The 21,901-nt window shown below is 71.5% G+C and carries 20 protein-coding genes and 4 tRNA genes; 14 read left to right on the top strand and 10 right to left on the bottom strand.

Annotation, left to right across the window (positions count from 1 at the left end):
• Positions 1-18: 18 nt before the first annotated feature.
• Entirely contained in the window at positions 19-558 is a 540-nt protein-coding gene (locus tag SXIM_RS14675) for a hypothetical protein (protein ID WP_046724296.1), read from the bottom strand.
• 90 nt (positions 559-648) lie between these two features.
• On the opposite strand from SXIM_RS14675, the gene SXIM_RS14670 reads away from it, so the two are divergent.
• From SXIM_RS14670 to SXIM_RS14650, 5 genes are all read left to right on the top strand, one after another.
• Positions 649-999 carry a metallopeptidase family protein gene (locus SXIM_RS14670; protein ID WP_030733240.1) on the top strand — a complete coding sequence of 117 codons (351 nt, stop codon included), beginning with the start codon at positions 649-651 and terminating at the stop codon, positions 997-999.
• 82 nt (positions 1,000-1,081) lie between these two features.
• Positions 1,082-1,157, top strand: a tRNA-Glu gene (locus SXIM_RS14665).
• A gap of 121 nt (positions 1,158-1,278) precedes the next feature.
• The gene (aroQ, locus tag SXIM_RS14660) at positions 1,279-1,752 is read left to right on the top strand and encodes a type II 3-dehydroquinate dehydratase (protein ID WP_046724295.1); all 474 of its coding nucleotides are present in this window, start codon (positions 1,279-1,281) and stop codon (positions 1,750-1,752) included.
• Between the two features lie 43 nt (positions 1,753-1,795).
• Positions 1,796-1,870: transfer RNA gene (locus tag SXIM_RS14655), tRNA-Asp, on the top strand.
• 4 nt (positions 1,871-1,874) lie between these two features.
• Positions 1,875-1,948, top strand: a tRNA-Phe gene (locus tag SXIM_RS14650).
• Between the two features lie 27 nt (positions 1,949-1,975).
• Here SXIM_RS14650 and SXIM_RS14645 read toward each other — a convergent pair.
• Positions 1,976-2,980 (bottom strand): ABC-2 transporter permease, encoded by a 1,005-nt coding sequence (locus SXIM_RS14645; protein ID WP_046724294.1) that lies wholly within the window; start codon positions 2,978-2,980, stop codon positions 1,976-1,978.
• Positions 2,981-3,057: 77 nt separating this feature from the next.
• Between SXIM_RS14645 and hrpA the strand changes: the two genes are divergently transcribed.
• Both hrpA and SXIM_RS14635 read left to right on the top strand, forming a co-directional pair.
• Positions 3,058-7,005, top strand: coding sequence for an ATP-dependent RNA helicase HrpA (hrpA, locus tag SXIM_RS14640; protein ID WP_046724293.1), 3,948 nt, complete (start codon positions 3,058-3,060; stop codon positions 7,003-7,005).
• Positions 7,006-7,088: 83 nt separating this feature from the next.
• A tRNA-Asp gene (locus SXIM_RS14635) sits at positions 7,089-7,163 on the top strand.
• 501 nt (positions 7,164-7,664) lie between these two features.
• Here SXIM_RS14635 and bldC read toward each other — a convergent pair.
• Positions 7,665-7,871 carry a developmental transcriptional regulator BldC gene (bldC, locus tag SXIM_RS14630; protein WP_019431930.1) on the bottom strand — a complete coding sequence of 69 codons (207 nt, stop codon included), beginning with the start codon at positions 7,869-7,871 and terminating at the stop codon, positions 7,665-7,667.
• Between the two features lie 451 nt (positions 7,872-8,322).
• Complete coding sequence (locus SXIM_RS14625) at positions 8,323-9,252, bottom strand: DUF8083 family protein (RefSeq protein WP_030733230.1); 930 nt, start codon at positions 9,250-9,252, stop codon at positions 8,323-8,325.
• A gap of 411 nt (positions 9,253-9,663) precedes the next feature.
• On the opposite strand from SXIM_RS14625, the gene SXIM_RS14620 reads away from it, so the two are divergent.
• Positions 9,664-10,797 carry a Leu/Phe/Val dehydrogenase gene (locus SXIM_RS14620; protein WP_046724290.1) on the top strand — a complete coding sequence of 378 codons (1,134 nt, stop codon included), beginning with the start codon at positions 9,664-9,666 and terminating at the stop codon, positions 10,795-10,797.
• Between the two features lie 294 nt (positions 10,798-11,091).
• Complete coding sequence (locus SXIM_RS14615) at positions 11,092-11,394, top strand: DUF3073 domain-containing protein (RefSeq protein WP_030733224.1); 303 nt, start codon at positions 11,092-11,094, stop codon at positions 11,392-11,394.
• Between the two features lie 116 nt (positions 11,395-11,510).
• Here the strand turns inward: SXIM_RS14615 and purM are convergent, their stop codons facing one another.
• From purM to SXIM_RS14600, 3 genes are all read right to left on the bottom strand, one after another.
• Positions 11,511-12,584: a phosphoribosylformylglycinamidine cyclo-ligase gene (purM, locus tag SXIM_RS14610; RefSeq protein ID WP_030733222.1), complete on the bottom strand. Its 1,074-nt coding sequence runs from the start codon at positions 12,582-12,584 to the stop codon at positions 11,511-11,513.
• Between the two features lie 107 nt (positions 12,585-12,691).
• Positions 12,692-14,233 (bottom strand): amidophosphoribosyltransferase, encoded by a 1,542-nt coding sequence (purF, locus tag SXIM_RS14605; RefSeq protein ID WP_030733220.1) that lies wholly within the window; start codon positions 14,231-14,233, stop codon positions 12,692-12,694.
• A gap of 102 nt (positions 14,234-14,335) precedes the next feature.
• The gene (locus SXIM_RS14600) at positions 14,336-15,121 is read right to left on the bottom strand and encodes a maleylpyruvate isomerase family mycothiol-dependent enzyme (RefSeq protein ID WP_030733218.1); all 786 of its coding nucleotides are present in this window, start codon (positions 15,119-15,121) and stop codon (positions 14,336-14,338) included.
• A gap of 147 nt (positions 15,122-15,268) precedes the next feature.
• Here SXIM_RS14600 and SXIM_RS14595 point away from each other — a divergent pair, with 147 nt between their 5' ends.
• Complete coding sequence (locus SXIM_RS14595) at positions 15,269-15,754, top strand: PH domain-containing protein (protein WP_030733217.1); 486 nt, start codon at positions 15,269-15,271, stop codon at positions 15,752-15,754.
• Between the two features lie 115 nt (positions 15,755-15,869).
• A complete protein-coding gene (locus SXIM_RS14590) occupies positions 15,870-16,412 on the top strand; it encodes a hypothetical protein (RefSeq protein ID WP_030733215.1) in 543 nt (180 codons plus the stop codon).
• A 19-nt stretch (positions 16,413-16,431) separates the two neighbouring features.
• On the opposite strand, the gene SXIM_RS14585 is transcribed toward SXIM_RS14590, so the two are convergent.
• On the bottom strand, positions 16,432-16,899 hold the full coding sequence (locus SXIM_RS14585; RefSeq protein WP_030733211.1) for a pyridoxamine 5'-phosphate oxidase family protein: 468 nt from the start codon (positions 16,897-16,899) through the stop codon (positions 16,432-16,434).
• 211 nt (positions 16,900-17,110) lie between these two features.
• Between SXIM_RS14585 and SXIM_RS14580 the strand changes: the two genes are divergently transcribed.
• Complete coding sequence (locus SXIM_RS14580; protein WP_046724288.1) at positions 17,111-17,836, top strand: PIG-L deacetylase family protein; 726 nt, start codon at positions 17,111-17,113, stop codon at positions 17,834-17,836.
• Between the two features lie 99 nt (positions 17,837-17,935).
• Here SXIM_RS14580 and SXIM_RS14575 read toward each other — a convergent pair whose 3' ends face one another.
• Positions 17,936-18,451 carry a GNAT family N-acetyltransferase gene (locus tag SXIM_RS14575; protein WP_046724287.1) on the bottom strand — a complete coding sequence of 172 codons (516 nt, stop codon included), beginning with the start codon at positions 18,449-18,451 and terminating at the stop codon, positions 17,936-17,938.
• Between the two features lie 36 nt (positions 18,452-18,487).
• Here SXIM_RS14575 and SXIM_RS14570 point away from each other — a divergent pair, with 36 nt between their 5' ends.
• Complete coding sequence (locus SXIM_RS14570; protein WP_046724285.1) at positions 18,488-19,177, top strand: maleylpyruvate isomerase family mycothiol-dependent enzyme; 690 nt, start codon at positions 18,488-18,490, stop codon at positions 19,175-19,177.
• A 16-nt stretch (positions 19,178-19,193) separates the two neighbouring features.
• On the opposite strand, the gene SXIM_RS14565 is transcribed toward SXIM_RS14570, so the two are convergent.
• Positions 19,194-21,110: a serine/threonine protein kinase gene (locus tag SXIM_RS14565; protein WP_053116198.1), complete on the bottom strand. Its 1,917-nt coding sequence runs from the start codon at positions 21,108-21,110 to the stop codon at positions 19,194-19,196.
• Between the two features lie 131 nt (positions 21,111-21,241).
• Here SXIM_RS14565 and SXIM_RS14560 point away from each other — a divergent pair, with 131 nt between their 5' ends.
• Positions 21,242-21,880 carry a TetR/AcrR family transcriptional regulator gene (locus tag SXIM_RS14560; RefSeq protein ID WP_046724283.1) on the top strand — a complete coding sequence of 213 codons (639 nt, stop codon included), beginning with the start codon at positions 21,242-21,244 and terminating at the stop codon, positions 21,878-21,880.
• Positions 21,881-21,901 lie beyond the last annotated feature (21 nt).

Raw genomic sequence — 21,901 nt, 5'->3', positions numbered from 1 at the left:
CGCGAACGCAAACGGCGCTCAGCCGTCGCCCTCCGGCTCGGGGTCCGGCTCCGGCTCGGGGTCGGGGTCCGGGGCCGGCGGCGAGGTGGGTTCGGGCGAGGCGGGCGGCTCCGGGGCCGGCGGCGTGCCCGGCTCCGGAACGGCGGGCGGCGGCGGCACGGTGCCCGGCGATGTGGGGGTGCCCCCGGGGCGCGGGCCCGGCGCGGGGCCCGGCTCCCTGTCGTCGGCGGACGGGGCGGGCACCCGGCCCGGCTCGGGCCGCTCGGTGGGCCCCGTGGTCCGGTCCTCCCGCTTCTCCACCTTGTCCGCGCCGCCCTTGCCGTCGTCCTCCGGGTCCTCCCGGGCGTCCTCGCCGGGCGGCGACCCGTCCGGCGAGGCCGGCTCCCGGCCCTCCTCGGCCGGCCCCTCCCCGGCCTCCCCCTCGACCAGCGGCGAGGCGTTCCCGGCCTCGGTGGGGCCGCCGGACGGCGCCTCGGGGTCGACGCTGAGGCAGCCGGTGAGCGTCAGCGCCAGCAGCGAGGTGAGAGAGGTGACAGCGACGGGAACGAGTGGACGCACGGCGGCGCACCTCCGGAGCACGGTGGGACGGCAAGGACAGGCGCCCTGCCCAACTGCCATCCGGCCCCGGGAGTCACGGACAATGGGGATGTGCTGAAGATGACACGTGAGTCATTCGAGGAACTGGTGAGCGAAGCGCTGGACCAGGTCCCCCCGGAACTGGCCCGTCTGATGGACAACGTCGCCGTCTTCGTCGAGGACGAACCCGACCCGTCCGACCCGGAACTGCTGGGCCTGTACGAGGGAACGCCGCTCACCGAGCGCGGCGAGTGGTACGCGGGGGTGCTGCCGGACCGGATCCTCATCTACATGGGCCCCACGCTGCGCTACTGCGAGACGGAGCGGGACGTGGTGCACGAGGTGACGGTGACCGTCGTCCACGAGATCGCCCACCATTTCGGCATCGAGGAGGAGCGGCTGCACGAACTGGGCTGGGGATGAGGATCCGTGTTGGTGATCCGTTCGGGCATCGCCTATGCTTCTCGCGTTCACCCGTCACTTCGCGGTGTCGGTGTGACCAGAGGCCCTCATCGTCTAGTGGCCCAGGACGCCGCCCTTTCAAGGCGGTAGCACGGGTTCGAATCCCGTTGGGGGCACCACCCGAAGCCATCCGCAGCGTTCCGTCTGTGGGTGGCTCTTTGCCTTTTTCCGTTTTTCCGCCGCCTTTTCGCCGCCTCCCGCGGCCCCGAGCCGCCCCGAGAACGAGAGAAGTGATGCCGGGTGTCCGACCGACCGCTCCTGGTGCTCAACGGTCCCAACCTCAACCTGCTGGGCAAGCGCGAACCCGCGATCTACGGCACGGACACCCTGGCCGACGTCGTCCGGCTGTGTGTGGAGACGGCCGCCCCGTACGGCGTCACCGTCGACGCCCGGCAGAGCAACCACGAGGGCCAGCTGATCGACTGGATCCAGGAGGCCAGGGAGGAGCACGCGGGCATCGTGATCAACCCGGCCGCGTACTCGCACACCTCGGTCGGTCTGCTGGACGCGCTGAGCGCCTGCGACGGGCTGCCCGTCGCGGAGGTGCACATCTCCAACATCCACCGCCGCGAGGCGTTCCGGCACCACAGTTACGTCTCGGCCGCCGCCTCCGCCGGAGTGATCGTGGGCTGCGGTGTCCAGGGGTACGCGTTCGCGGTGGAGCGGGTCTGCCGGCTGCTGAAAGCGCCGCTCAGCGGGGTCTCCGCACCGTGATACGCTGCTTCAGCGACATCGGGAGAGCCGGTCGCACAAGCCAGGTCCTGTAGAGCAGTTTGGAGTGCTCGCCACCCTGTCAAGGTGGAGGCCGCGGGTTCAAATCCCGTCAGGACCGCTCTGGCTGGGTAGCTCAGTTGGTACGAGCGTCCGCCTGAAAAGCGGAAGGTCGCCGGTTCGACCCCGGCCCCAGCCACCTTCCTTCATCGACAAGCCCCGCGCCTCACAGCGCGGGGCTTTCGTGTTTCTCCCGGCCGCCGGGGTGGCGGGTGCGCCAGGTCCAGAAGATCACCGAGGAGACCAGGGCCCAGCCCAGCAGGACCAGATAGGGCTGCAGGTGCTGGTATCCGTGGAAGTAGACCGCGTTGTGCAGGGCGTTGACCGAGGCGCCCGGGGGGAGCCAGCGGCCCAGGATGCCGAGGGCGGCGGGGAGCAGTGGCCAGGAGACGGGGCCGCCGGAGGCCGGGTTGCCCAGGATGACCAGCAGGGCCCAGGTCGGCAGCAGCGCCCAGCGGCCGAAGAAGGTGTTGAAGACGGTGAAGACCATGCCCGCGGTGAACATCGTCAGCATGAGCTGGAGCCAGCTGATCAGCGGCAGCGGGACCGCGTCCAGGATCCAGTCGACGGTGGCCGCGATGAGGAAGCCGCCCAGGGCGGAGAAGCCGGCCACCGCCACGATCCGCTCGCCCGGGGTGAGCCGGGAGGCGTGGACGCTCAGCTGGATGGTGCCGAGGAAGCCGATGATCACCGCGGCCAGGGTGATGTAGAAGAGCGCCAGGCCGCGCGGGTCGCCGGAGTGCAGGGGCTTGAGGTCGGTCACCGTGACCTGGGCGCCGATCTTGTGGCCCGCCGCCGGGCCGGCCGTCTTCAGCAGTTCCGCCACCGAGGCGCCCGAGGCGCTGGAGACCGACAGGTCGATCGCGTCGTCCCGCTCCCGCACGATCGCGAAGACCCGCTGTCGCTCCACCGCGTCCACAGCCTGTGGATAATCCGGGTAGGTGTGGATGCGCAGCGTGGTGTGGAGGGCTTCTTCCAGGGCCGAGACGTACGCGGTGGTCCTGGCCGACTCCGGTTCGCCGGCCACCGCCACCGGCATCCGGTGCGGGGTGGGGTTGGCGAGGGCGTAGGTGTACGCCCCGGCGAAGACGGCCGCGCCGACGGCGGCCAGCAGGGAGATGACCACCGCCGCGTAGTAGGGGGAGTGTTTGAACGCCTGCCAGCGACTCACATACGCACTCTAAAGGGATAAATCTTCCCAATATTGGTTCGCCGCTCCCCGCCGCCAGGTGAGACGCTTGACTCCGTATGTCTACGCAGCCCCCCTCCCCCGCCGCTCTTGCCGAGCGCCTGCCCCAGCTGATGCTGCACGACGAGCGGCGGCTCGGCCGGCGGCTCGACGGTGCCCGCCGGATCCGTAAGCCCGAGGCGCGGCAGTCCGTGCTGGCCGAGATCGCCGAGGCGATGGACCGTGCCGAGCTGCGCGTCGAGGCGCGCCGGGCCGCGCTGCCGTCGATCGTCTATCCCCAGCAGCTGCCCGTCAGCCAGAAGAAGGACGAGATCCGCGACGCGATCCGCGACCACCAGGTGGTGATCGTGGCCGGTGAGACCGGGTCCGGGAAGACCACCCAGATCCCGAAGATCTGCCTGGAGCTGGGGCGCGGGGTGCGCGGGCTGATCGGCCACACCCAGCCGCGCCGGATCGCGGCCCGTACCGTCGCGCAGCGGGTCGCCGACGAGCTGGGGACGCCGCTGGGGGAGACGGTGGGCTGGAAGGTCAGGTTCACCGACCAGGTCGGGGACTCGACCCTGGTGAAGCTCATGACGGACGGCATCCTGCTGGCCGAGGTGCAGCACGACCGCGAGCTGCTGAAGTACGACACGATCATCATCGACGAGGCCCACGAGCGGAGCCTCAACATCGATTTCCTGCTCGGCTACCTCGCCCAGCTGCTGCCCCGGCGGCCCGATCTGAAGATCATCATCACCTCGGCCACCATCGACCCCGAGCGCTTCGCCCGGCACTTCGGCCCCGGGGAGGGGCGGGCGGCGCCGATCATCGAGGTGTCCGGGCGGACGTTCCCGGTCGAGGTCCGGTACCGGGAGCCCGAGGAGGACGACGACCAGGTCTCCGCGATCTGCGCCGCCGTCGACGAGCTCCAGGGGGAGGGGCCCGGCGACATCCTCGTCTTCCTCTCCGGGGAGCGCGAGATCCGGGACACCGCCGACGCCCTCGAGAAGCGCCGGCTGCGGTTCACCGAGATCCTGCCGCTGTACGCGCGGCTCTCGCACAGCGAGCAGCAGCGGGTCTTCCAGCAGCACAGCGGGCGGCGGGTGGTGCTCGCCACCAACGTGGCCGAGACCTCGCTCACCGTGCCCGGCATCAAGTACGTGATCGACCCGGGGACGGCCCGCATCTCCCGGTACAGCCACCGCACCAAGGTGCAGCGGCTGCCGATCGAGCCGGTGTCGCAGGCCAGCGCCAACCAGCGCAAGGGCCGCTGCGGGCGGACCAGCGACGGCATCTGCATCCGGCTGTACTCGGAGGAGGACTTCCTCTCCCGGCCCGAGTTCACCGATGCCGAGATCCTGCGGACCAATCTCGCCTCCGTGATCCTCCAGATGAACGCGGCCGGCCTGGGCGAGGTCGAGAAGTTCCCCTTCATCGACCCCCCGGACCACCGCAGCGTCAAGGCGGGCGTGCAGCTGCTGGAGGAGCTGGGCGCGCTGCACGGCGCCAAGCTCACCGACACCGGGCGCAAGCTCTCCCAGCTGCCGGTCGACCCCCGGCTGGCCCGGATGGTGCTGGAGGCCGGCCGCAACGGCTGCGCCCGCGAGGTGATGGTGATCGCCGCCGCGCTGTCCATCCAGGACCCGCGCGAGCGCCCCGCCGACAAGCAGCAGGCGGCCGACGAGAAGCACCGGCGGTTCCGCGAGGGGCCCGGCGAGGAGTCCGACTTCCTCGCCCTGGTCGCGCTGTGGGACTACGTGCGCGAGCGGCAGCGCGAGCTGTCCTCCTCCGCCTTCCGCCGGATGTGCCGCACCGAGTTCCTGAACTACCTGCGCATACGGGAGTGGCAGGACATCTACGCCCAGCTGCGCTCGGTCGGGAAGACCATGGGGGTCACCCCCGGCGACCAGGCCGCCTCCCCCACCGTCGTCCATCAGTCGCTGCTGGCCGGGCTGCTCTCCCACCTCGGGCTCAAGGACACCGACAAGAACGAGTACCTGGGCGCCCGCAGCGCGAAGTTCGCGGTCTTCCCCGGCTCGGCGCTGTTCAAGAAGCCGCCGCGCTGGGTCATGTCGGCCGAGCTGGTGGAGACCTCCCGGCTGTGGGCCCGGGTCAACGCGAAGATCGAGCCGGAGTGGATCGAGCCGCTCGCCCAGCACCTGGTCAAACGCACGTACAGCGAGCCGCACTGGGAGCAGAAGCAGGCGGCGGTGATGGCGTACGAGCGGGTCACGCTGTACGGGATCCCCGTCGTCGCCCAGCGGAAGGTCAACTACGGCCGGATCGACCCGGAGACCTGCCGGGACCTGTTCATCCGCAACGCCCTGGTGGAGGGCGACTGGCGCACCCAGCACCAGTTCTTCCGGGAGAACCGCGCGCTTCTCGCCGAGGTCGAGGAGCTGGAACACCGCGCCAGGCGCCGCGACATCCTGGTGGACGACGAGACGCTGTACGACTTCTACGATCAGCGGCTTCCGGAAGAGATCGTCTCCGGGGCGCACTTCGACTCCTGGTGGAAGAAGAAGCGCCACGACGAGCCGGATCTGCTCAACTTCGAGAAGTCCATGCTCATCAACGAGCGGGCCGAGGGCGTCACCAAGGCGGACTACCCGGACACCTGGCGGCAGGGCCGGCTGTCCTTCCGGGTGACGTACCAGTTCGAGCCGGGCACGGACGCGGACGGCGTCACCGTGCACGTCCCGCTCCAGGTCCTCAACCAGGCCACCCCGGACGGCTTCGACTGGCAGATCCCTGGGCTGCGCGAGCAGTTGGTGACCGAGCTGATCCGCTCGCTGCCGAAACCGATCCGGCGGCACTGCGTACCGGCGCCGAACTACGCCGCCCGCTTCCTGGCCGGGCTCTCCGGGCCGACCTCCCGGCCGCTGCGCGTGGAGCTGGCGGCGGCGCTCCAGCGGATGACCGGGGTACGGGTGTCGGCCGAGGACTTCTCGCCGCAGGCGGTACCGGCCCATCTGCGCATCACCTTCCGGGTGGTGGACGAGCGGCGCCGGACGCTCGGCGAGGACAAGGACCTGGAGGCGCTGCGGCTGGCGCTCAAGCCCAAGACGCGGGAGGCCATCTCGCGGGCGTTCAAGGCTTCCGGGCAGGCCGCCGGCGGGGAGACCTCCCAGGTGGCCCTGGAGCAGCGCGGCGGCATCACCTCCTGGACGGTGGGGACGCTGCTGCGCCGGTTCGAGACCCGGCGGGCCGGGCAGCCGGTGCAGGCCTATCCGGCGCTGGTGGACGAGGGGTCGAGCGTCGCGGTGCGACTGTTCGACACCGAGGAGGAGCAGCTCGCCGCGATGTGGCCGGGGGTGCGGCGGCTGGTGATGCTCCAGCTGCCCTCCGACCCGGCGAAGTTCGCGGTGGGCAAGCTGGACAACGCGGCGAAGCTGGCGCTGGCCGCCTCCCCGCACGGCAGCGTGCAGGCGCTGCTCGCGGACTGCGTGACGGCGGCGGCGGACCGGCTGATCGCCGACCGGGGCGGGGTGGTGTGGGACCAGGAGAGCTTCACCAAGCTCTTCGACGCGGTACGCGCCGACATCGTCGATCTGACGCTCAAGATCGTGCGGCAGGTGCGGCAGGTGCTGATCGCCTGGCAGGCGTGCGAGCGGCGGCTGAAGGCCACCACCAGCCCCGTCCTGGCCTCCTCGGTGGCCGATGTCCGGCAGCAGCTGGGCGAGTTGCTGCGTCCGGGCTTCGTCACGGCGCACGGGGCCGGCCGGCTCGCCGATCTGCTGCGCTATCTGACGGCCGTGGACCGGCGGTTGCAGCAGCTGCCGCACCAGGCGGAGCGGGACCGGGCGCGGATGGCCAAGGTCGCGGAGATGCGGGACGAGTACGCGTGGCTGCTGGAGCAGTTCCCGGCCGGGCGCCCGGTGCCGCGGCAGGCCCGGGAGATCCGCTGGATGATCGAGGAGCTGCGGGTGAGCTACTTCGCGCACGCGCTGGGCACCGCGTACCCGATCTCCGACAAGCGGATCGTGAAGGCCATCGACGCGCTGGTGCCGGGGCCGGCGCGCTGAGCCGGCCGGTGGGTGCGGCGGGCCGATCTTCCGATTGGCTCCGCGCCCCGGCGGTGGGGTAGAGTCATCGACGCAAGGAACGAGGTCCTGTAGAGCAGTTTGGAGTGCTCGCCACCCTGTCAAGGTGGAGGCCGCGGGTTCAAATCCCGTCAGGACCGCATCACGAACCGGACCCCCACAGGGGGTCCGGTTTTTTTGTGTCACGTTTTCAACTACCCCGATGAAAAAGGGGAGTTGAGGGGAAGGAGAGGGGCAGAGGAAGAACGGGCCCCGCCGCGAAGGAGCGGGCCGGCCCGGGCGAACGGTTCGCACTACCTCAGCAACTGCCGCACGGGCAAGGGTTTTCCCGTGTGACGGGAGTCACCTGGAACGATCGCTCAGCGGGCTGGTTCGACCCCGCAGAGACACCCGCTTATTTAATATGTGCAATTGCACCGCCCCCAGAGGGCTTCCGGAAGATCCCCCGAAAGATGCCGGAAGGACCGGAAGCCGGCACCCCGGCGTACGCCGGGGGAAAAGCAGATCGCGCCGGACCCGGCGGAGTCCGACGCGATCTATGACCAGGAGGCCGGGATGGGGGCCCCGAAACCTGGGTTGTACTGGGGTTTTACCGGGTGTAGCCAGGTGTTGCAGGGTGTTGCGCTTGCTGTGCTGCTGGCTCAGGCCTCGCCGCGCTGCTGCGGGATGCCCGCCAGCAGTGCGCGCACCTCCGCTTCGCGGTAGCGGCGGTGCCCACCGAGCGTGCGGATAGACGTGAGTTTGCCCGCCTTTGCCCAGCGTGTGACCGTTTTGGGGTCGACGCGGAACATCGTGGCAACCTCAGCCGGGGTCAGCAGCGGCTCGGCATCAGGGGTGCGAGCGGTCATGAGCGGCCTCCTCGGGAGAACCGAACCATCACGGTTCTTTCCTCTAAATTCTGCACCTTGGCCCGCGTTGCCCGAAATGGCAGACGCGGGCCGAGTCGGTTATAGGACGAACGGCTTGTCCTCGGCACTACAACTACACCATCCGTCCAGCCGGGTCGGCCAAACCGATGGAATTGCGCTCTCAGGTGTTCAACCTCGGCGGAAGCCGATGGACCATGCCATAGCGGACAGTCATCGACGGGTGACAATCAGTCACTATCCTGATCAGTCCGCATCTGGCGCACCAAGGAGTGCATTACCGATCTATCCGCCCTTCGACGGATAGAAGAAGCCCGATCGGGCTCCTTGTCCTATTTTGGCACGAGGAGACGGGTTGCTGACAAGACTTCCTTAGAGTGCCTTCCATCACGCTTGGGCCTTTAGTCCCATGGCCCGGCGTCCCGGCCGGCTCTCAGTTGGCGAACTGGCGCTCCCGGACGGTCATCCAGCGCTCGGTCAGCTCCTCGTACAGCCTGCCCGCCCGCTCCAGGTCGCCCTCCGCCAACGCGGAGAGCCCCGCCGCGACCTCCGCCGCCGAGCGATCGGCGGCGAGCTGTTCCTCAGTGATCGTATAGACCAATCCGCCGTAGTCCAGTTCGACCAGTGACCGCGGATGAAACTCCTCCAGCCAGCGACCCACATCGGTGAGCGCCGCCGCCAGCGGACCGTCCTCCGGCCCCCGGCCGGGAGATGCCCCCCGTTCCTCCTCCTGCGCCCCCACCTCGGACGGCGCCTCGGCCGCCGCCTGCCGGGCCGCGTCCCGCACCGTCCGCAGCCCGCGCGCCACCCGCTGCCGCGCCCGGACCATCGGCGTCCGGTAGCGCAGCGCCGCCGGCCTCCCCTCCCCCGGCCCCTCCCCCACCGGCTCCGCCGCCGTGAACTCCCGCTCCTCGTCCGCGAACAGCGCGAACCAGCGCACCGGCACATGCCACAGCGCCGACCTGATCCACGGCCGGGCGTCCGGGTTCCGCTCCCGCCAGCGGCCGTACTCCTCCACCGCGCGCTCCCGCGCCTGCGGCGGCAGCGCCTCGTCCAGCACCGACTGCGGCATCAGCCAGTGCCCCACCTCGCCCAGCGCCTCCCAGGAGCGCAGCCGGGTCCGCCAGGGGCACACGCACACCACCCCGTCCACCACCGCCACGAACGCGTCGGCGCTCTCCTTGGGCGGCACCACCCGTCCCGGCACCGCGATCAGCTCGCGGATCGAGCGCCGCAGTTCCTCCTGCGGCCCCGGGAGGTCCCCGCGCTCGGCGTACCGCGCCCAGTGCGAGCGCTCCGGCTCGGGGAACGCCCCCAACGGCTCGTACACCCGCAGATACGCCGCGTACGGCACCTTCGACACGTGCGGTCCCTCCAAGTCCCGGCTCCGGCGGCACGGGCGGCCCGCCCGGTCCCGCCGGGCCGCCGCCGCACACCCCTCGATCGTGGCAGTGTGACGCACTCACGGCATCCCCCGCGCGGCATCAGGCTTGAGGGCCTGTCTGATGGATCCCGCCTGGCCCACGGCGTCTGGCACGGCACCTCGCTGCACTCCGCTTCGCTCCGTCTCTGCTCTTCTTGCGAGAACCTTGGAGGCAGAGCTGTCGAGACGCCCAAGTAGCCCACTACGAGGACGCCCCTCCGCCTTGCGATGCACCGCACCAGACACCGCGGGCCTGACCGGCGCTATCCATCAGACAGGCCCTAAGCTCGTCTCAGCAGGCCCTCCCGACCACTTGGAGGGCATCCGCCGCGTAGCGCAGGAGTCACCACCGTGACCGACGTAACAGCCGCTGTCAGCGCCGACAGTGTTCCCTTCGCCCCCTCCGGCTCCGTCCTGGACACCCTTTTCCGCTCCGAGCAGGGCGGCCACGAGCAGGTCCTGCTCTGCCAGGACCGGGCTTCCGGACTCAAGGCCGTCATCGCCGTCCACTCCACCGCCCTGGGCCCGGCGCTCGGCGGCACCCGCTTCCACGCCTACTCCGGCGCGGCCGTGCCCGAGGAGGCCGCGCTGCGCGACGCCCTCAACCTGGCGCGCGGGATGAGCTACAAGAACGCCATGGCCGGCCTGGACCACGGTGGCGGCAAGGCCGTGATCATCGGTGACCCGAGCACCCTCAAGAGCGAGGAACTGCTGCTCGCGTACGGGCGCTTCGTCGCCTCGCTCGGTGGCCGTTACGTCACCGCCTGCGACGTGGGCACCTACGTGGCCGACATGGACGTGGTGGCGCGCGAGTGCCGCTGGACCACCGGGCGTTCCCCCGAGCAGGGCGGTGCCGGGGACTCCTCGGTGCTCACCGCCTTCGGCGTCTTCCAGGGGATGCGGGCCGCGGCGACGCACCGCTGGGGCGCCCCGGACCTGGCCGGCCGCACGGTGGGCATCGCGGGCGTCGGCAAGGTGGGTCACCTGCTGGCCGGGCACCTGATCGAGGCGGGCGCCCAGGTGGTGATCACCGATGTGCGCGCGGAGTCGGTGGCGCGGGTCAAGGACGCGCACCCCGGGGTACGGGTGGTGGCGGACACCGAGGCGCTGATCACCACCGAGGGCCTGGACATCTACGCCCCGTGCGCGCTGGGCGGCGCGCTGAACGACCGCACGGTGCCGGTGCTGACCGCGGGCATCGTGTGCGGGGCGGCCAACAACCAGCTGGGCCACGCGGGCGTCGAGAAGGACCTCGCGGACCGGGGCATTCTGTACGCGCCGGACTACGTGGTGAACTCGGGCGGGGTCATCCAGGTGGCCGACGAACTCCACGGTTTTGAGTTCGCACGTGCGAAGGCGAAGGCCGAGTTGATCTACGGGACGACCCTGGAGATCTTCGAGCGCGCCGACACCGAGGGGGTCCCGCCGGCGGTGGCCGCCGACCGGATCGCCGAGGCCAGGATCGCGGCCGCGGGCCCGCGCTGAGGCCCCCTCGCGGGGCGTACGGGGGCGGCGGCTCGCCCCCCGGGTAAGACATGTCACCACCCCTAGGGCGAGTCGCGCTCCGAAAGAAGGTAAAATCGCCGCTGACCAGCAAGGAGAGTTTCACCGGAATCGTTCGGGCGACCCGGGACCTGCGGACGGCGTACCGCAGGCGCGCGGAAGCAGGTACGGTTGAAACCCGATGGATCGGGTCCTCGTCCGAGAGCCCGCTCTCCTTTATGAACGGATGTCAACACTCCGGGGCCGTTGGGCTCCGTCGTTGAGGGGGTCGAGCCAATGGGGCGCGGCCGGGCCAAGGCCAAGCAGACGAAGGTCGCCCGCCAGCTGAAGTACAGCAGTGGCGGAACCGATCTGACACGTCTGGCCGAAGAGCTGGGTGCATCGCCGTCGAACGAGCCGCCGAACGGCGACCAGTTCAAGGACGACGAAGAGCTGGACGATGAGCTGGACAACGACCCGTACGCGAAGTACGCGGAGATGTACGGCGACGACAGCGACGAGGACGAGGACGAACAGGGGACCGGCAGGTCCCATGGGTCCTCCGGCTCGTCCGGTGCCTCGAAACGCCGGGGCACCTGAGCGGAATCTCAGGCAGTTCCTCAGCAGCCTGCTGAGCGACGGCAGCACGCGACCCGGTCCCGGTACCACCACCACCGGACCGGGTGCTGTGCTGTCCACGGACGGTCCCTCGCCTATCAGGCGTAGTCACCATTGAGCGTCACGGCCTCATCGCCCTCGGCACGCTCGGTCACCTCACCGGCCACCCATGCCGGTACTCCGCGCTCGGCGAGCAGCGCCAGCGCGCCGTCCACCGCGTGCGGCGGCACCACCGCGACCATGCCCACGCCCATGTTGAGCGTGCGCTCCAGCTCCGCCCGCGCCACCTTGCCGGCGTCGCCGACCAGGCCGAAGACGGGCGGCGGGCTCCAGGTGCCGCGGTCCACCCGGGCGTGCAGCCCTTCGGGCATGACGCGGGCGAGGTTGCCGGCCAGGCCGCCTCCGGTGATGTGCGAGTACGCGTGCACCTCGCTGTCACGGGCCAGTGCCAGACAGTCCAGGGAGTAGATCCGGGTGGGCTCCAGCAGTTCCTCGCCGAGGGTGCGGCCCAGCTCGGGCACCTCGCGCTCCAGTGCCCAGCCCAGCTGCCGCAGCAGCACATGGCGGACCAGGGAGTACCCGTTGGAGTGAAGGCCGGAGGCGGCGAGCGCGATCACCGCGTCGCCGGAGCGGATGCGGTCGGCGCCCAGCAGCCGGTCGGCCTCGACCACACCGGTGGCGGCGCCGGCCACGTCGTACTCCTCGGGGCCCAGCAGCCCCGGGTGCTCGGCGGTCTCGCCGCCGACCAGCGCGCAGCCGGCCAGCACACAGCCCTCGGCGATGCCCTTGACGATGGACGCCACCCGTTCGGGGTGCACCTTGCCGACGCAGATGTAGTCGGTCATGAACAGCGGCTCTGCCCCGCACACCACCAGGTCGTCCACGACCATGGCGACCAGGTCGTGGCCGATGGTGTCGTGGATGTCCAGGCGCTGGGCGATGGCGACCTTGGTGCCGACGCCGTCGGTGGCCGAGGCCAGCAGCGGGCGGCGGTAGTTCTTGAGCGCGGAGGCGTCGAAGAGCCCGCTGAAGCCGCCGAGGGTCCCCACGGACTCCGGGCGCTGGGTCTTGGCCACCCACTTCTTCATCAGCTCGACGGCGGTCTCGCCGGCCTCGATATCGACACCGGCGGCCGCGTAGCTGGCACCGGGCTGCCCGGAGTGGGTGGTCATCGCGCGTCTCTCTGTGGATGGGGCGGGGGAAAGGGGAAGGTGCGGGGTCCGTACGGGAGGTACCCGCCTCGCGGTCGGGTCGGTCGTACGGGCCCGGCCGCCCGCGGCTAGGGGCGGCGCAGCGCGTCGGCGGCGCCGGGGCCGGTCAGCAGCGTCAGCGAGGTGCGGGCGTCCTCCTGCTCCAGGACGTCCTTGCCGAGCACCTGGGGGTCGGGCAGCTCGACGGGGTACTGGCCGTCGAAGCAGGCCCGGCAGAGGTCGGGCTTGTCGATGGTGGTGGCCTCGATCATCGCGTCTATGGAGATGTACGCGAGGGAGTCGGCGCCCAGGGAGGTGCCGATCTCGTCGACCGACAGGCCGTTGGCGATCAGCTCGGCGCGGGTGGCGAAGTCGATGCCGTAGTAGCAGGGCCACTTGATCGGCGGGGAGCTGATCCGGACGTGGACCTCGGCGGCGCCGGCCTCGCGCAGCATGCGGACCAGGGCGCGCTGGGTGTTGCCGCGGACGATGGAGTCGTCGACGACCACCAGGCGCTTGCCGCGGATCACCTCTTTGAGGGGATTGAGCTTGAGGCGGATGCCGAGCTGCCGGATGGTCTGGCTGGGCTGGATGAAGGTACGGCCGACGTAGCTGTTCTTGACCAGTCCCGATCCGTACGGGATGCCGCTGGCCTCCGCGTAGCCGATCGCGGCGGGGGTGCCGGATTCGGGCGTGGCTATGACCAGGTCGGCCTCGACCGGTGCCTCGGCGGCGAGCCGGCGGCCCATCTCCACCCGGGAGACGTACACGTTCCGGCCGGCGATCTCGGCGTCGGGGCGGGCCAGGTACACGTACTCGAAGACGCAGCCCGCGGGCTTCGCGTCCGCGAATCGGGAGGACCGCAGACCGTTCTCGTCGATGGCGATCAGCTCACCGGGCTCGACCTCCCGGATGACCGAGGCGCCCACGATGTCCAGGGCGGCCTGCTCGGAGGCGACCACCCAGCCGCGCTCCAGGCGGCCCAGGACCAGCGGGCGGATGCCCTGCGGGTCGCGGGCGGCGTACAGCGTGTTCTCGTCCATGAAGACGAAGCTGAACGCGCCCTTGACCTGGGGCAGCACGATCGGGGCGGCCTGTTCGACGGTCAGCGGCTCCCCGGTGGCCTCGTCCCGCTGGCCGGCGAGCAGCGCGGTGACGAGGTCGGTGTCGTTGGTGACCGCGGCGCGCTGGCGGCGGCCGTGGTCGGTGGGGAGTTCCGCGACCAGGTCGGCGAGGTCGGCGGTGTTGACGAGATTCCCGTTGTGGCCGAGCGCGATCGAACCGTGGCCGGTGGCCCGGAACGTCGGCTGGGCGTTCTCCCAGGTGGAGGCACCGGTGGTGGAATACCGGTTGTGGCCGACGGCCAGATGCCCCCGCAGGGAGCCGAGAGAGGTCTCGTCGAAGACCTGGGACACCAGTCCCATGTCCTTGAAGACCAGAATCTTGGATCCGTCGCTCACCGCGATGCCCGCGGACTCTTGTCCGCGGTGCTGGAGTGCGTACAGACCGTAGTAGGAGAGCTTGGCGACCTCCTCGCCCGGGGCCCAGACACCGAAGACGCCGCAAGCGTCCCTCGGGCCCTTTTCACCGGGGTCGAGGTCGTGGCTGAGGAGTCCATCACCACGAGGCACGTGGTTGAGTCTAGGACAGGTTCTCCGCTGGGGAAGAACCAGTGGATTGTGAGACATCCCCCAGCGGGTGCCTGACCTGCCCCGTTTCCGCACCCTGTGGCATCAGCCGAGCACGGGCAGTTGGCCGGCGAGGGAGATCGCGCGTTCGCCGCTCGCCTTGAGCCGGCCGGTGGCGGCGGTCTGCGCCCAGGTGGCGCGGCCGGTGGCCAGCCGCAGCCAGGTGATGGGGTCGGCCTCGACGACCGAGGGCGGGGTGCCGCGGGTGTGCCGGGGGCCCGGCAGGCACTGGACGGCGACGAACGGCGGAACGCGCAGCTCGGTGGAGTTGCCGGGGGCCTTGGCGGCCAGGGCGTCCGCCAGCACCCGGACGGAGATGGCCAGGGCGCCGCGGTCCAGCCGGACGGGGCTCTGCAGGGAGCGGGTCAGGTCGTCGCTGTGCACCACCAGCTCCACCACCCGGGTGACGGTGAAGTCCAGGCCGCGCATCGGGCCGAAGCGGTGCGGCAGGAGGAGGTCCTCGCGGACGGCCGTCTCCAGGACGGCGTCCAGTTCCTCGGCGGCTGCGTCGATGGCCTCCACCGGGTCGCCCGCGGCCTCGGGGGCGTCGCCGATGCCGGCGCCGGGGTGGACGGCCCACTCGTCGAGATCGAGCGCGGGCCGGGTGGCGGCGGGGGCGGGCTCGGCGAGGAGCCGGGGGACGGCGTCGATCTGGCCCGCGATGTGCGCGAGCAGGGAGCTGACGTCGCGGCCCGGCAGGGCGGCGGGCCGGGCGAGCTGCTCGGGCGTGAGGGCGTGGGCGGCCAGCCGTACGTGTTCCACCTGCGCGAGCAGCGCGTCACGGACTCGGTCGGGGTGGTAGGCGCGCGACTTGCGCCGGACGGCACACATGGGAGGGAGCTTACGGCCATTCCTGCGGGAAGATCAGTGTTTGGGGAGGTGAAGTGGGGTGGGAGCGTGGTGGCAACGACATGACAACCTGATACCAAGTGGCCGGAGGGCGGCTGTGGCCTCGGCGCGTTGTGCCATGCTCCCGGTATGGCTTACGCGGACCGTTACCTCGCCGACGACGAAGAACTCCTTTACGAGACCAGGCAGCACTGGACCACGCTGGTCAGTGAGTTCGTGCAACTGGTCGTCATCGCGGCGGTGGCGGCCGTACTGACGCTGATCATCGGGGACCTGGGCTCCCCCGTGGCGTGGGTGGTGCTGGGGCTCGCGGGGATCGCGATCATCTGGCGGTGGCTGGTGCCGATGCTGCAATGGCGTTCGACGGTGTACTTCCTGACCACCAAGCGCCTGCACAAGCGCACCGGTTTCCTCAACAAGGTCGGCCGCAGCATCCCGTTGAGCCGGGTGAACGACGTGTCGTTCTCGGCGTCGCTGTGGGAGCGGATCATGCGGTACGGCACGCTGCACGTCCAGTCCGCCTCCGAGCAGGGCAAGATGACCTTCAAGCACGTGCCCAGCCCGGAGGAGTTCAAGAACCGGGTGTACGAGGCGCTGGACCGCGTCGAGGACTGAGACAGGCCGGGCCGCCCGCCGTTCACACGTCCCGGTCGCGGCCTTGAGAACCGTGCGAGAACAAAGGGAGTTGGGGCCGGTCACGCCACGCGCGTAGCCACTACGATCATTTCTTGTGATCGCACTGGTGGTGACCATCGCGCTGGCGTTCGCCGGTTATCTCGCCACGTACCTCAACGGGGTACGGCTCTCCCAGCGCCAGGAGCGGCTCGCCCGGGTGAACCGGCAGCTGAGCGACTTCTACGGGCCGTTGTTCGCCCTCACCGAGGGCAACAGCCGCAGCTACGCCGAGTTCCTGGAGCGCAACGTACGGCCGGACGGCAGCTCGCCGTTCGGCGAGGGCGGACCCGCCGCCACCGAGCGGGAGAGCAGCGAGTGGCGGCTGTGGGCGTCCACGGTGTTCCTGCCCAACATCCAGGCGATGCGCGATCTGGTGATCCAGCGCGCCGACCTGCTGCGCGAGCGTGAGGTGCCGCCCGTGCTGCTCGAACTGTGCGCGCACGTCTCCGGATACGAGATCACCGCGGCGCGCTGGGCCCGCGAGGACTACAGCGAACACCTGTCGGTGGTCCCCTTCCCCGGCGAGGAGATCCGCGCCTACGCGCGCCGCGGGTTCACCGAGCTGAAGGCGGAGCAGGCCCGGCTGCTGGGCGGCTGAGCCCTCCCCTCCCCCACTGCTACGGCGAGGCGGGCCCGGCGGGTGGTTCCACGGCGTAACTCAGGTCCTTGACGGTGAGGGTGGCCGGGGCCAGGCGCAGCCAGACGGCGCCGCCCGCCGTGGGGTCGCCGTACAGATACCCGGTGAACCGCCGATCCCAGCGGGACTCGTCGGGGCCGAGGTAGCGGCTGAGCTTGCGGCGGCCGCGCGGCACGTCGAAGGGCAGGAGTTCGGCGCCGCCGCGCGCCATGACCTGCCGGACCCTGCCGGTCGCCAGGTCGCAGTCGTCGACCACCACGGCCACCCGGGGATCGGCCTCCACGTGCTGCCGCAGCTTCGCCCAGGGGCCGGTGAGCGTCCAGAACGCGCCCTCCTCCCACAGGAACCACACCGGCCGGACGGCGGGCCCGGCCGGGGTGTTGGTGGCCAGTCGCGCGGTGCGGGGCGCGGCGAGGAAGGCGTCGACATCGAACGGATGGTCAGGCATCCCCCGATCCTCACCGTCCGCGGGCCCGTCCGCATCGGTCCCGGGACGGAGCCGGCCTGGTCCGTCCGTGCTCCGCCGGGCCCTGCGCTGCCACGGCTGGCGCGGCGTCGGCGAGGAGGAGTACGGCGTGCTCGCCCCCGGTCCGGCGGGGGATGTGCGGTGCGGTGCGCGATCCTGGACCGGGGGAAGCCGGTCGGTACAGGATGGGGCGATGGCGACCCTGGTGGCTTTTCACGCGCATCCCGATGACGAAGTCCTCCTGACTGGCGGCACCTTGGCGCGGGCCGCCGCCGAAGGGCACCGGGTGGTGATCGTGGCCGCGACCGACGGCCACATGGACGCCGTGCCCCCACAGGGCGCGCCCCGGCTGGCCGAACTCCGGGCCGCCGCCGGTGTTCTGGGCGCGCACCGGGTGGTCCATCTCGGGTACGCGGACAGCGGGCACGGCAAGGACCTGTACCCCGACCCGGCCGACCGGCCGCGCCTGGCACGGGCCGATACCCAGGAGGCCGCCGGGCGGCTCGCCGACGTGCTGCGGCAGGAGCGGGCCGATCTGCTGCTGGGGTACGACCGCAACGGCGGCTACGGGCACCGCGACCACGTGAAGGTGCACGAGATCGGGCGCCGGGCGTTCACGTCCGGAGCCGTGCCACGGCTGCTGGAGGGCACCGTGCCGCGCGAGACGGCTGCCCGGGTGGCGCGGGCGCTGCGCGAGGACGCCACCCGCCTGGAGCGGATGTTCCTGCCGCGCGCGGAGATCACGCACGCCGTCAACGTCCGCCGCTACGCCGCCCTCAAGCAGCGGGCCCTGGCCGAGCACCGCTCGCAGACCGGCGGCAAGCTGCCCGGCACCCTGCTCGGTCTGCCCGTCCCGCTCTTCCGGGCGCTGCTGGGACGGGAGTGGTTCAGCGAGGTCGGGCGGCCGCGGCGGCCCTGAGCGGCGGACGAACGGGTACGCGCCCCCGGTCCGCCGCGTCCCACCCCCGCCACGCGCCCGCCGGCCGTGGGACCGTCCCGCCGTGACCGGTGGTGCCGGTCACAGCGCGAACTCCCCCTGGGTACCGATCAGGCCGATGCCGGACATCAGCTGCCGCATCGCTGTGTTCTCCGGGGTCGTGGACAGATACAGCCGGTCGTGACCGTCCGCCCGGGCCCGGTCGATCAGCAGCCGGAGGACCGTGCCGCCCACCCCCGCGCCCCGGTACGAGCGGCCGATCCACAGGCCGGCCTCCACCGTGTCCGCCTCCACCGTGCCCGGCCCCTCGCGCTCCCGGTTGCTGTTCCGGTCCGGGCGGGGGCACAGCCGCGCCGCGCCCGCCACCCGGCCGGCCACGGTGATCGCGTACGTCGACTCCACCGGGTCCGGCGGCAGCGAACGCCACGCGTGGAACCGCACGAACGCGGCCCGGCGCTCCGCCGTCCAGCCGTCGCCGCCCGTCGGGTCCGGGACCGGCGGCATCACCTCCGGCGGGTCCGCGTCCGCGACCGCCACGGCGAGCAGTGCGGTCAGCAGGGGCCGGTCGAGCGGGAGCAGGGTCACATCGGAACGCATCCCCGCATCCTGCCGGACAGGAGTAGGGTCCGGCGCATGCGTCCCGAGTCGTACCTGAGCCATCTGCGCCGCGAACTCGACGCTTTCCGGGCTACGTTGGGCGCCGACTTGGGCGCGCCCGTCGAACACTGCGGCCCTTGGACGCTGCGCGATCTGGCCGGGCACCTGGGCAGCGGCAATCTGTGGGCGGCCACAGCCGTCACCGAGGGGCACGGGGACCATCACCCGCCCGCACCGCGGGACCCCGGAGCGCTGCTGGAGTGGTACGACGGCGGGTGCGCGACGCTGCTGGCCGCCCTGGACGCCGATCCGGCGGCTCCGGCCTGGTCGTTCGCCCCACCGCCCACGGTCGGTTTCTGGCAGCGGCGGCGGGCGCAGGAGACGCTGATCCACCGGTGGGACGCGGAGCACGCGCTCGGGGCGGCCAAGCCGCTCGATCCCGTTCTGGCGGCGGACGGTGTCGCGGAGGTCTTCGACACGATGGCGCCGCGGATGATCACCCGGGGTCTGGCGACCGGGCCGCCGCACGCGCTGCGGGTGACGGCCACGGACACCGGGGCCTCGTGGACGTATGGACCCGGCGAACCGGTGGCCACGCTGGCGGGGCCGGCCGGGGAGCTGCTTCTGCTGCTGTGGGGCCGGATGGCCGAGGGCGAGGGCGACCTGTCATGGTCCGGCGACCGCGCGGCCGGGCTGCTCGTCCTGGGCTCGCGGCTGACGCCGTGAGCCGTGCGGCGGCGGCTCACAGCCACTGCCAGCACACCGTGTAGCCGAGGTCGGGGAAGTCGGAGTTCTGCCAGGTGGTCGAGCCGTCGTTGCCGCAGAACGCGATGTCGTTGTAGGTGCTGGTGCGGCCGGTGACGTAGACGTTCCCCTCCTCGCAGCCGGAGAAGGTGAAGGTCGCGGCGGTGTCCGGGCCGGACTTGATCATGCAGTTGTTCTGCTGGGCGACGCCCGCGTCGTCGGGGTAGTTCATGGCCAGGCAGAGCCGTACGCCCAGCTCCGGCCAGCCCTCCACGGAGAAGTAGCGGCTGTGGTGCCAGGTCCAGGAGTCGCAGTCGCTGGAGGGGCTGTCCTCGCCGAACCGGGCGACCACGGTGAAGTTGCCGGTCTCGCAGTCGGCCTCGCCCCAGTAACTGCTGTCGCCCTGCTCGCCGTACACGCAGTCGCCGGGCTGTGCGTGGTAGGCGGTGCCGCTGCTGTGGTGGTAGCTGAGGCACAAGGTGGTTTCCCAGTACGGGTAGTTGACGGACCAGTCGACGTCCTGGACGCCGTCGCAGTCGTCGTAGTCCGTGCTGTCGTGGTAGACGGCCACGGCCTCGAAGGTGCCGTCGCCGCAGCCGGCCGGTGTCAGGTCGAGGTCCTGCATGGTGCCGTGGTTGGTGAAGCAGTCGCCCGTTTCCGCGTCCCCGACGGGGTCGGGTTCCGGCTCGGGTTCCGGCTCCGGCTCCGGTTCCCACTCGGTGTCGGTACCGGTGTCCGCCTCGTCCACCGGGTCGGACCGCTCCTCGTCAAAGGTCTCGGTGGCGGTGGGGGCCGGCGTACCGCCACCGGCCGTGTCGTCCTTGTCGCCGCCGGGCAACCACACCACCAGGGCGAGGATCAGCAGCACGACCAGGCCCACGGCGGCCACCACCCCGCCGGCCGGGTTCTGCCGATCGGGCGCCCGGGGCCCGGTGGGCGGGGCGACCACCGTCGGGGGCACCGCGTCCGCGGTGACCGTGGGCGCGTCCGCCGCCGGGACGAGCCCGCGCACCTGTGCCCGCTGCGCCTCGGCCATCCGGTGCACGGCGGGCGGCCAGCAACGGGCCGCCCCGGCCCCGGCCTCGGGCAGCGGGCCGATCAGCTCCAGGACGCGGGCCGGGGTGGGGCGTTCGCCCGGGGTCTTGGACAGGCACGGCTCGATGACCCGGCGCAGCCGGTCGGGGACCGCGCCCAGCTCGGGCGTCGCGTACACCACGTTGAACATGGTCTGCGGGATGCCGGGGCCCTCGAAGGGGTTGGTGCCGGTGCACGCCATCAGCAGGATCGTGCCGAGCGAGAACATGTCGCTGGCCGGGGTCAGTTCCGCCCCCTGTGCCTGCTCGGGCGACATGAACCCGGGCGCCCCGATGACCGAGCCGGAGCGGGTGACGGCCGTGGTCATGGTCTGCAGCCGGGTGGTGCCGGCGCCCTCGGCGGCGCGCACGATCCCGAAGTCGATGACCTTGGGACCGTCGTCGGCCAGCATCACATTGGACGGCGACAGGTCGCGGTGCACGAGGCGCGCCGCGTGGATGTCGCGCAGGGCGGCGGCGAGGCCGGCGGCCAGCCGCAGGACGGCGTCGGCCGGCAGCCGCCCGGTCTCCTCCAGGACCCGGTGCAGCGAGGGGCCGTACACGAACTCGGAGGCCAGCCACGGCACCTCCGCGTCGATCTCGGCGTCCACCACGGCCGCGGTGTGCGGGCTGCGGACCTTGCGCGAGGCCGCGACCTCACGCTTGAAGCGTTTGCGGAAATCCGCGTCACCGGCGAGGTGTTCGTGCACGCGCTTGACGGCGACCAGGTTGCCGTGCGGCCCGGTGGCCAGCAGCACCCGGCCCATGCCGCCCTCACCCAGCACGGCGAGCGGCCGGTAGCGGCCGATCCGGCGCGGATCGGCGCCCCCGAGATCCTCCATGGCCGTAGCCCTCCCCCCGGGCTCCCCTTCTGGAACGCTGTTCTAGAACCACTTTCCAGTTGACCCCCGGCGTGCGTCAATATCCTCAGGACACAGGGCCGTTGAAGACAGTGAAGATATGGTGAGGGCACGTGACGGAGCGGGCACGCACAGCCCCGGCCGGGCCGGCGAAGCAGCGGCGCGGACAGCACACCGTCGACCGGCTGCTGCGGGCCGCATTCGAGGTCTACCGGGACGCCGGGCCCCAGGGGTTCACCCTGCCGGCGGTGATCGAGGCGTCCGGGGTGAGCGTGGGCAGCCTCTACCACCACTTCGGCAGCTTCGACGGGCTGGCGGCCACCCTGTTCATCCGGTGCAAGGACGACCTGCTGGCCGCCCTCACCGACGCGGTACGCCCCGCCACCTCGGCCAAGGGCGCCGTCACCGCGCTCGTCAGCGGCTATCTGCGCTGGTCGGCGGCACACCGTACGGAGGCGCTCATCATCCACGCCTCCCCGTACGCCGGCTATCTGCGCGCCCACACCGAGCGGGTGGACGCCGGGCGGGCGCCCCGGGTCGCGGAGCTGCTGGAGTTCTTCGGGCCGCGGCTGGCCGCCGAGGGGCTGCGGCCGCTGCCGCCCGCCCAGGCCGAGATGCTGATCATGGGGCCGGTGACCTTCGCCGTCACCCGGTGGCTGGCCGGTACGGAGGGGTTCGATCTGGAGGAGGCCGCCCGGACGCTCCCCGACCGGATCTGGCTCTCCCTGGGGACAGTGCCGGCGGGGCCCTGACCGGCGACGGCCGGGCGGGCG

The organism is Streptomyces xiamenensis, assembly GCF_000993785.3.
Classification (GTDB): Bacteria; Actinomycetota; Actinomycetes; order Streptomycetales; family Streptomycetaceae; genus Streptomyces; species Streptomyces xiamenensis.
Note: the sequence above shows the minus strand (reverse complement) of the source record. Positions and strands in the feature narration are given on the sequence as shown.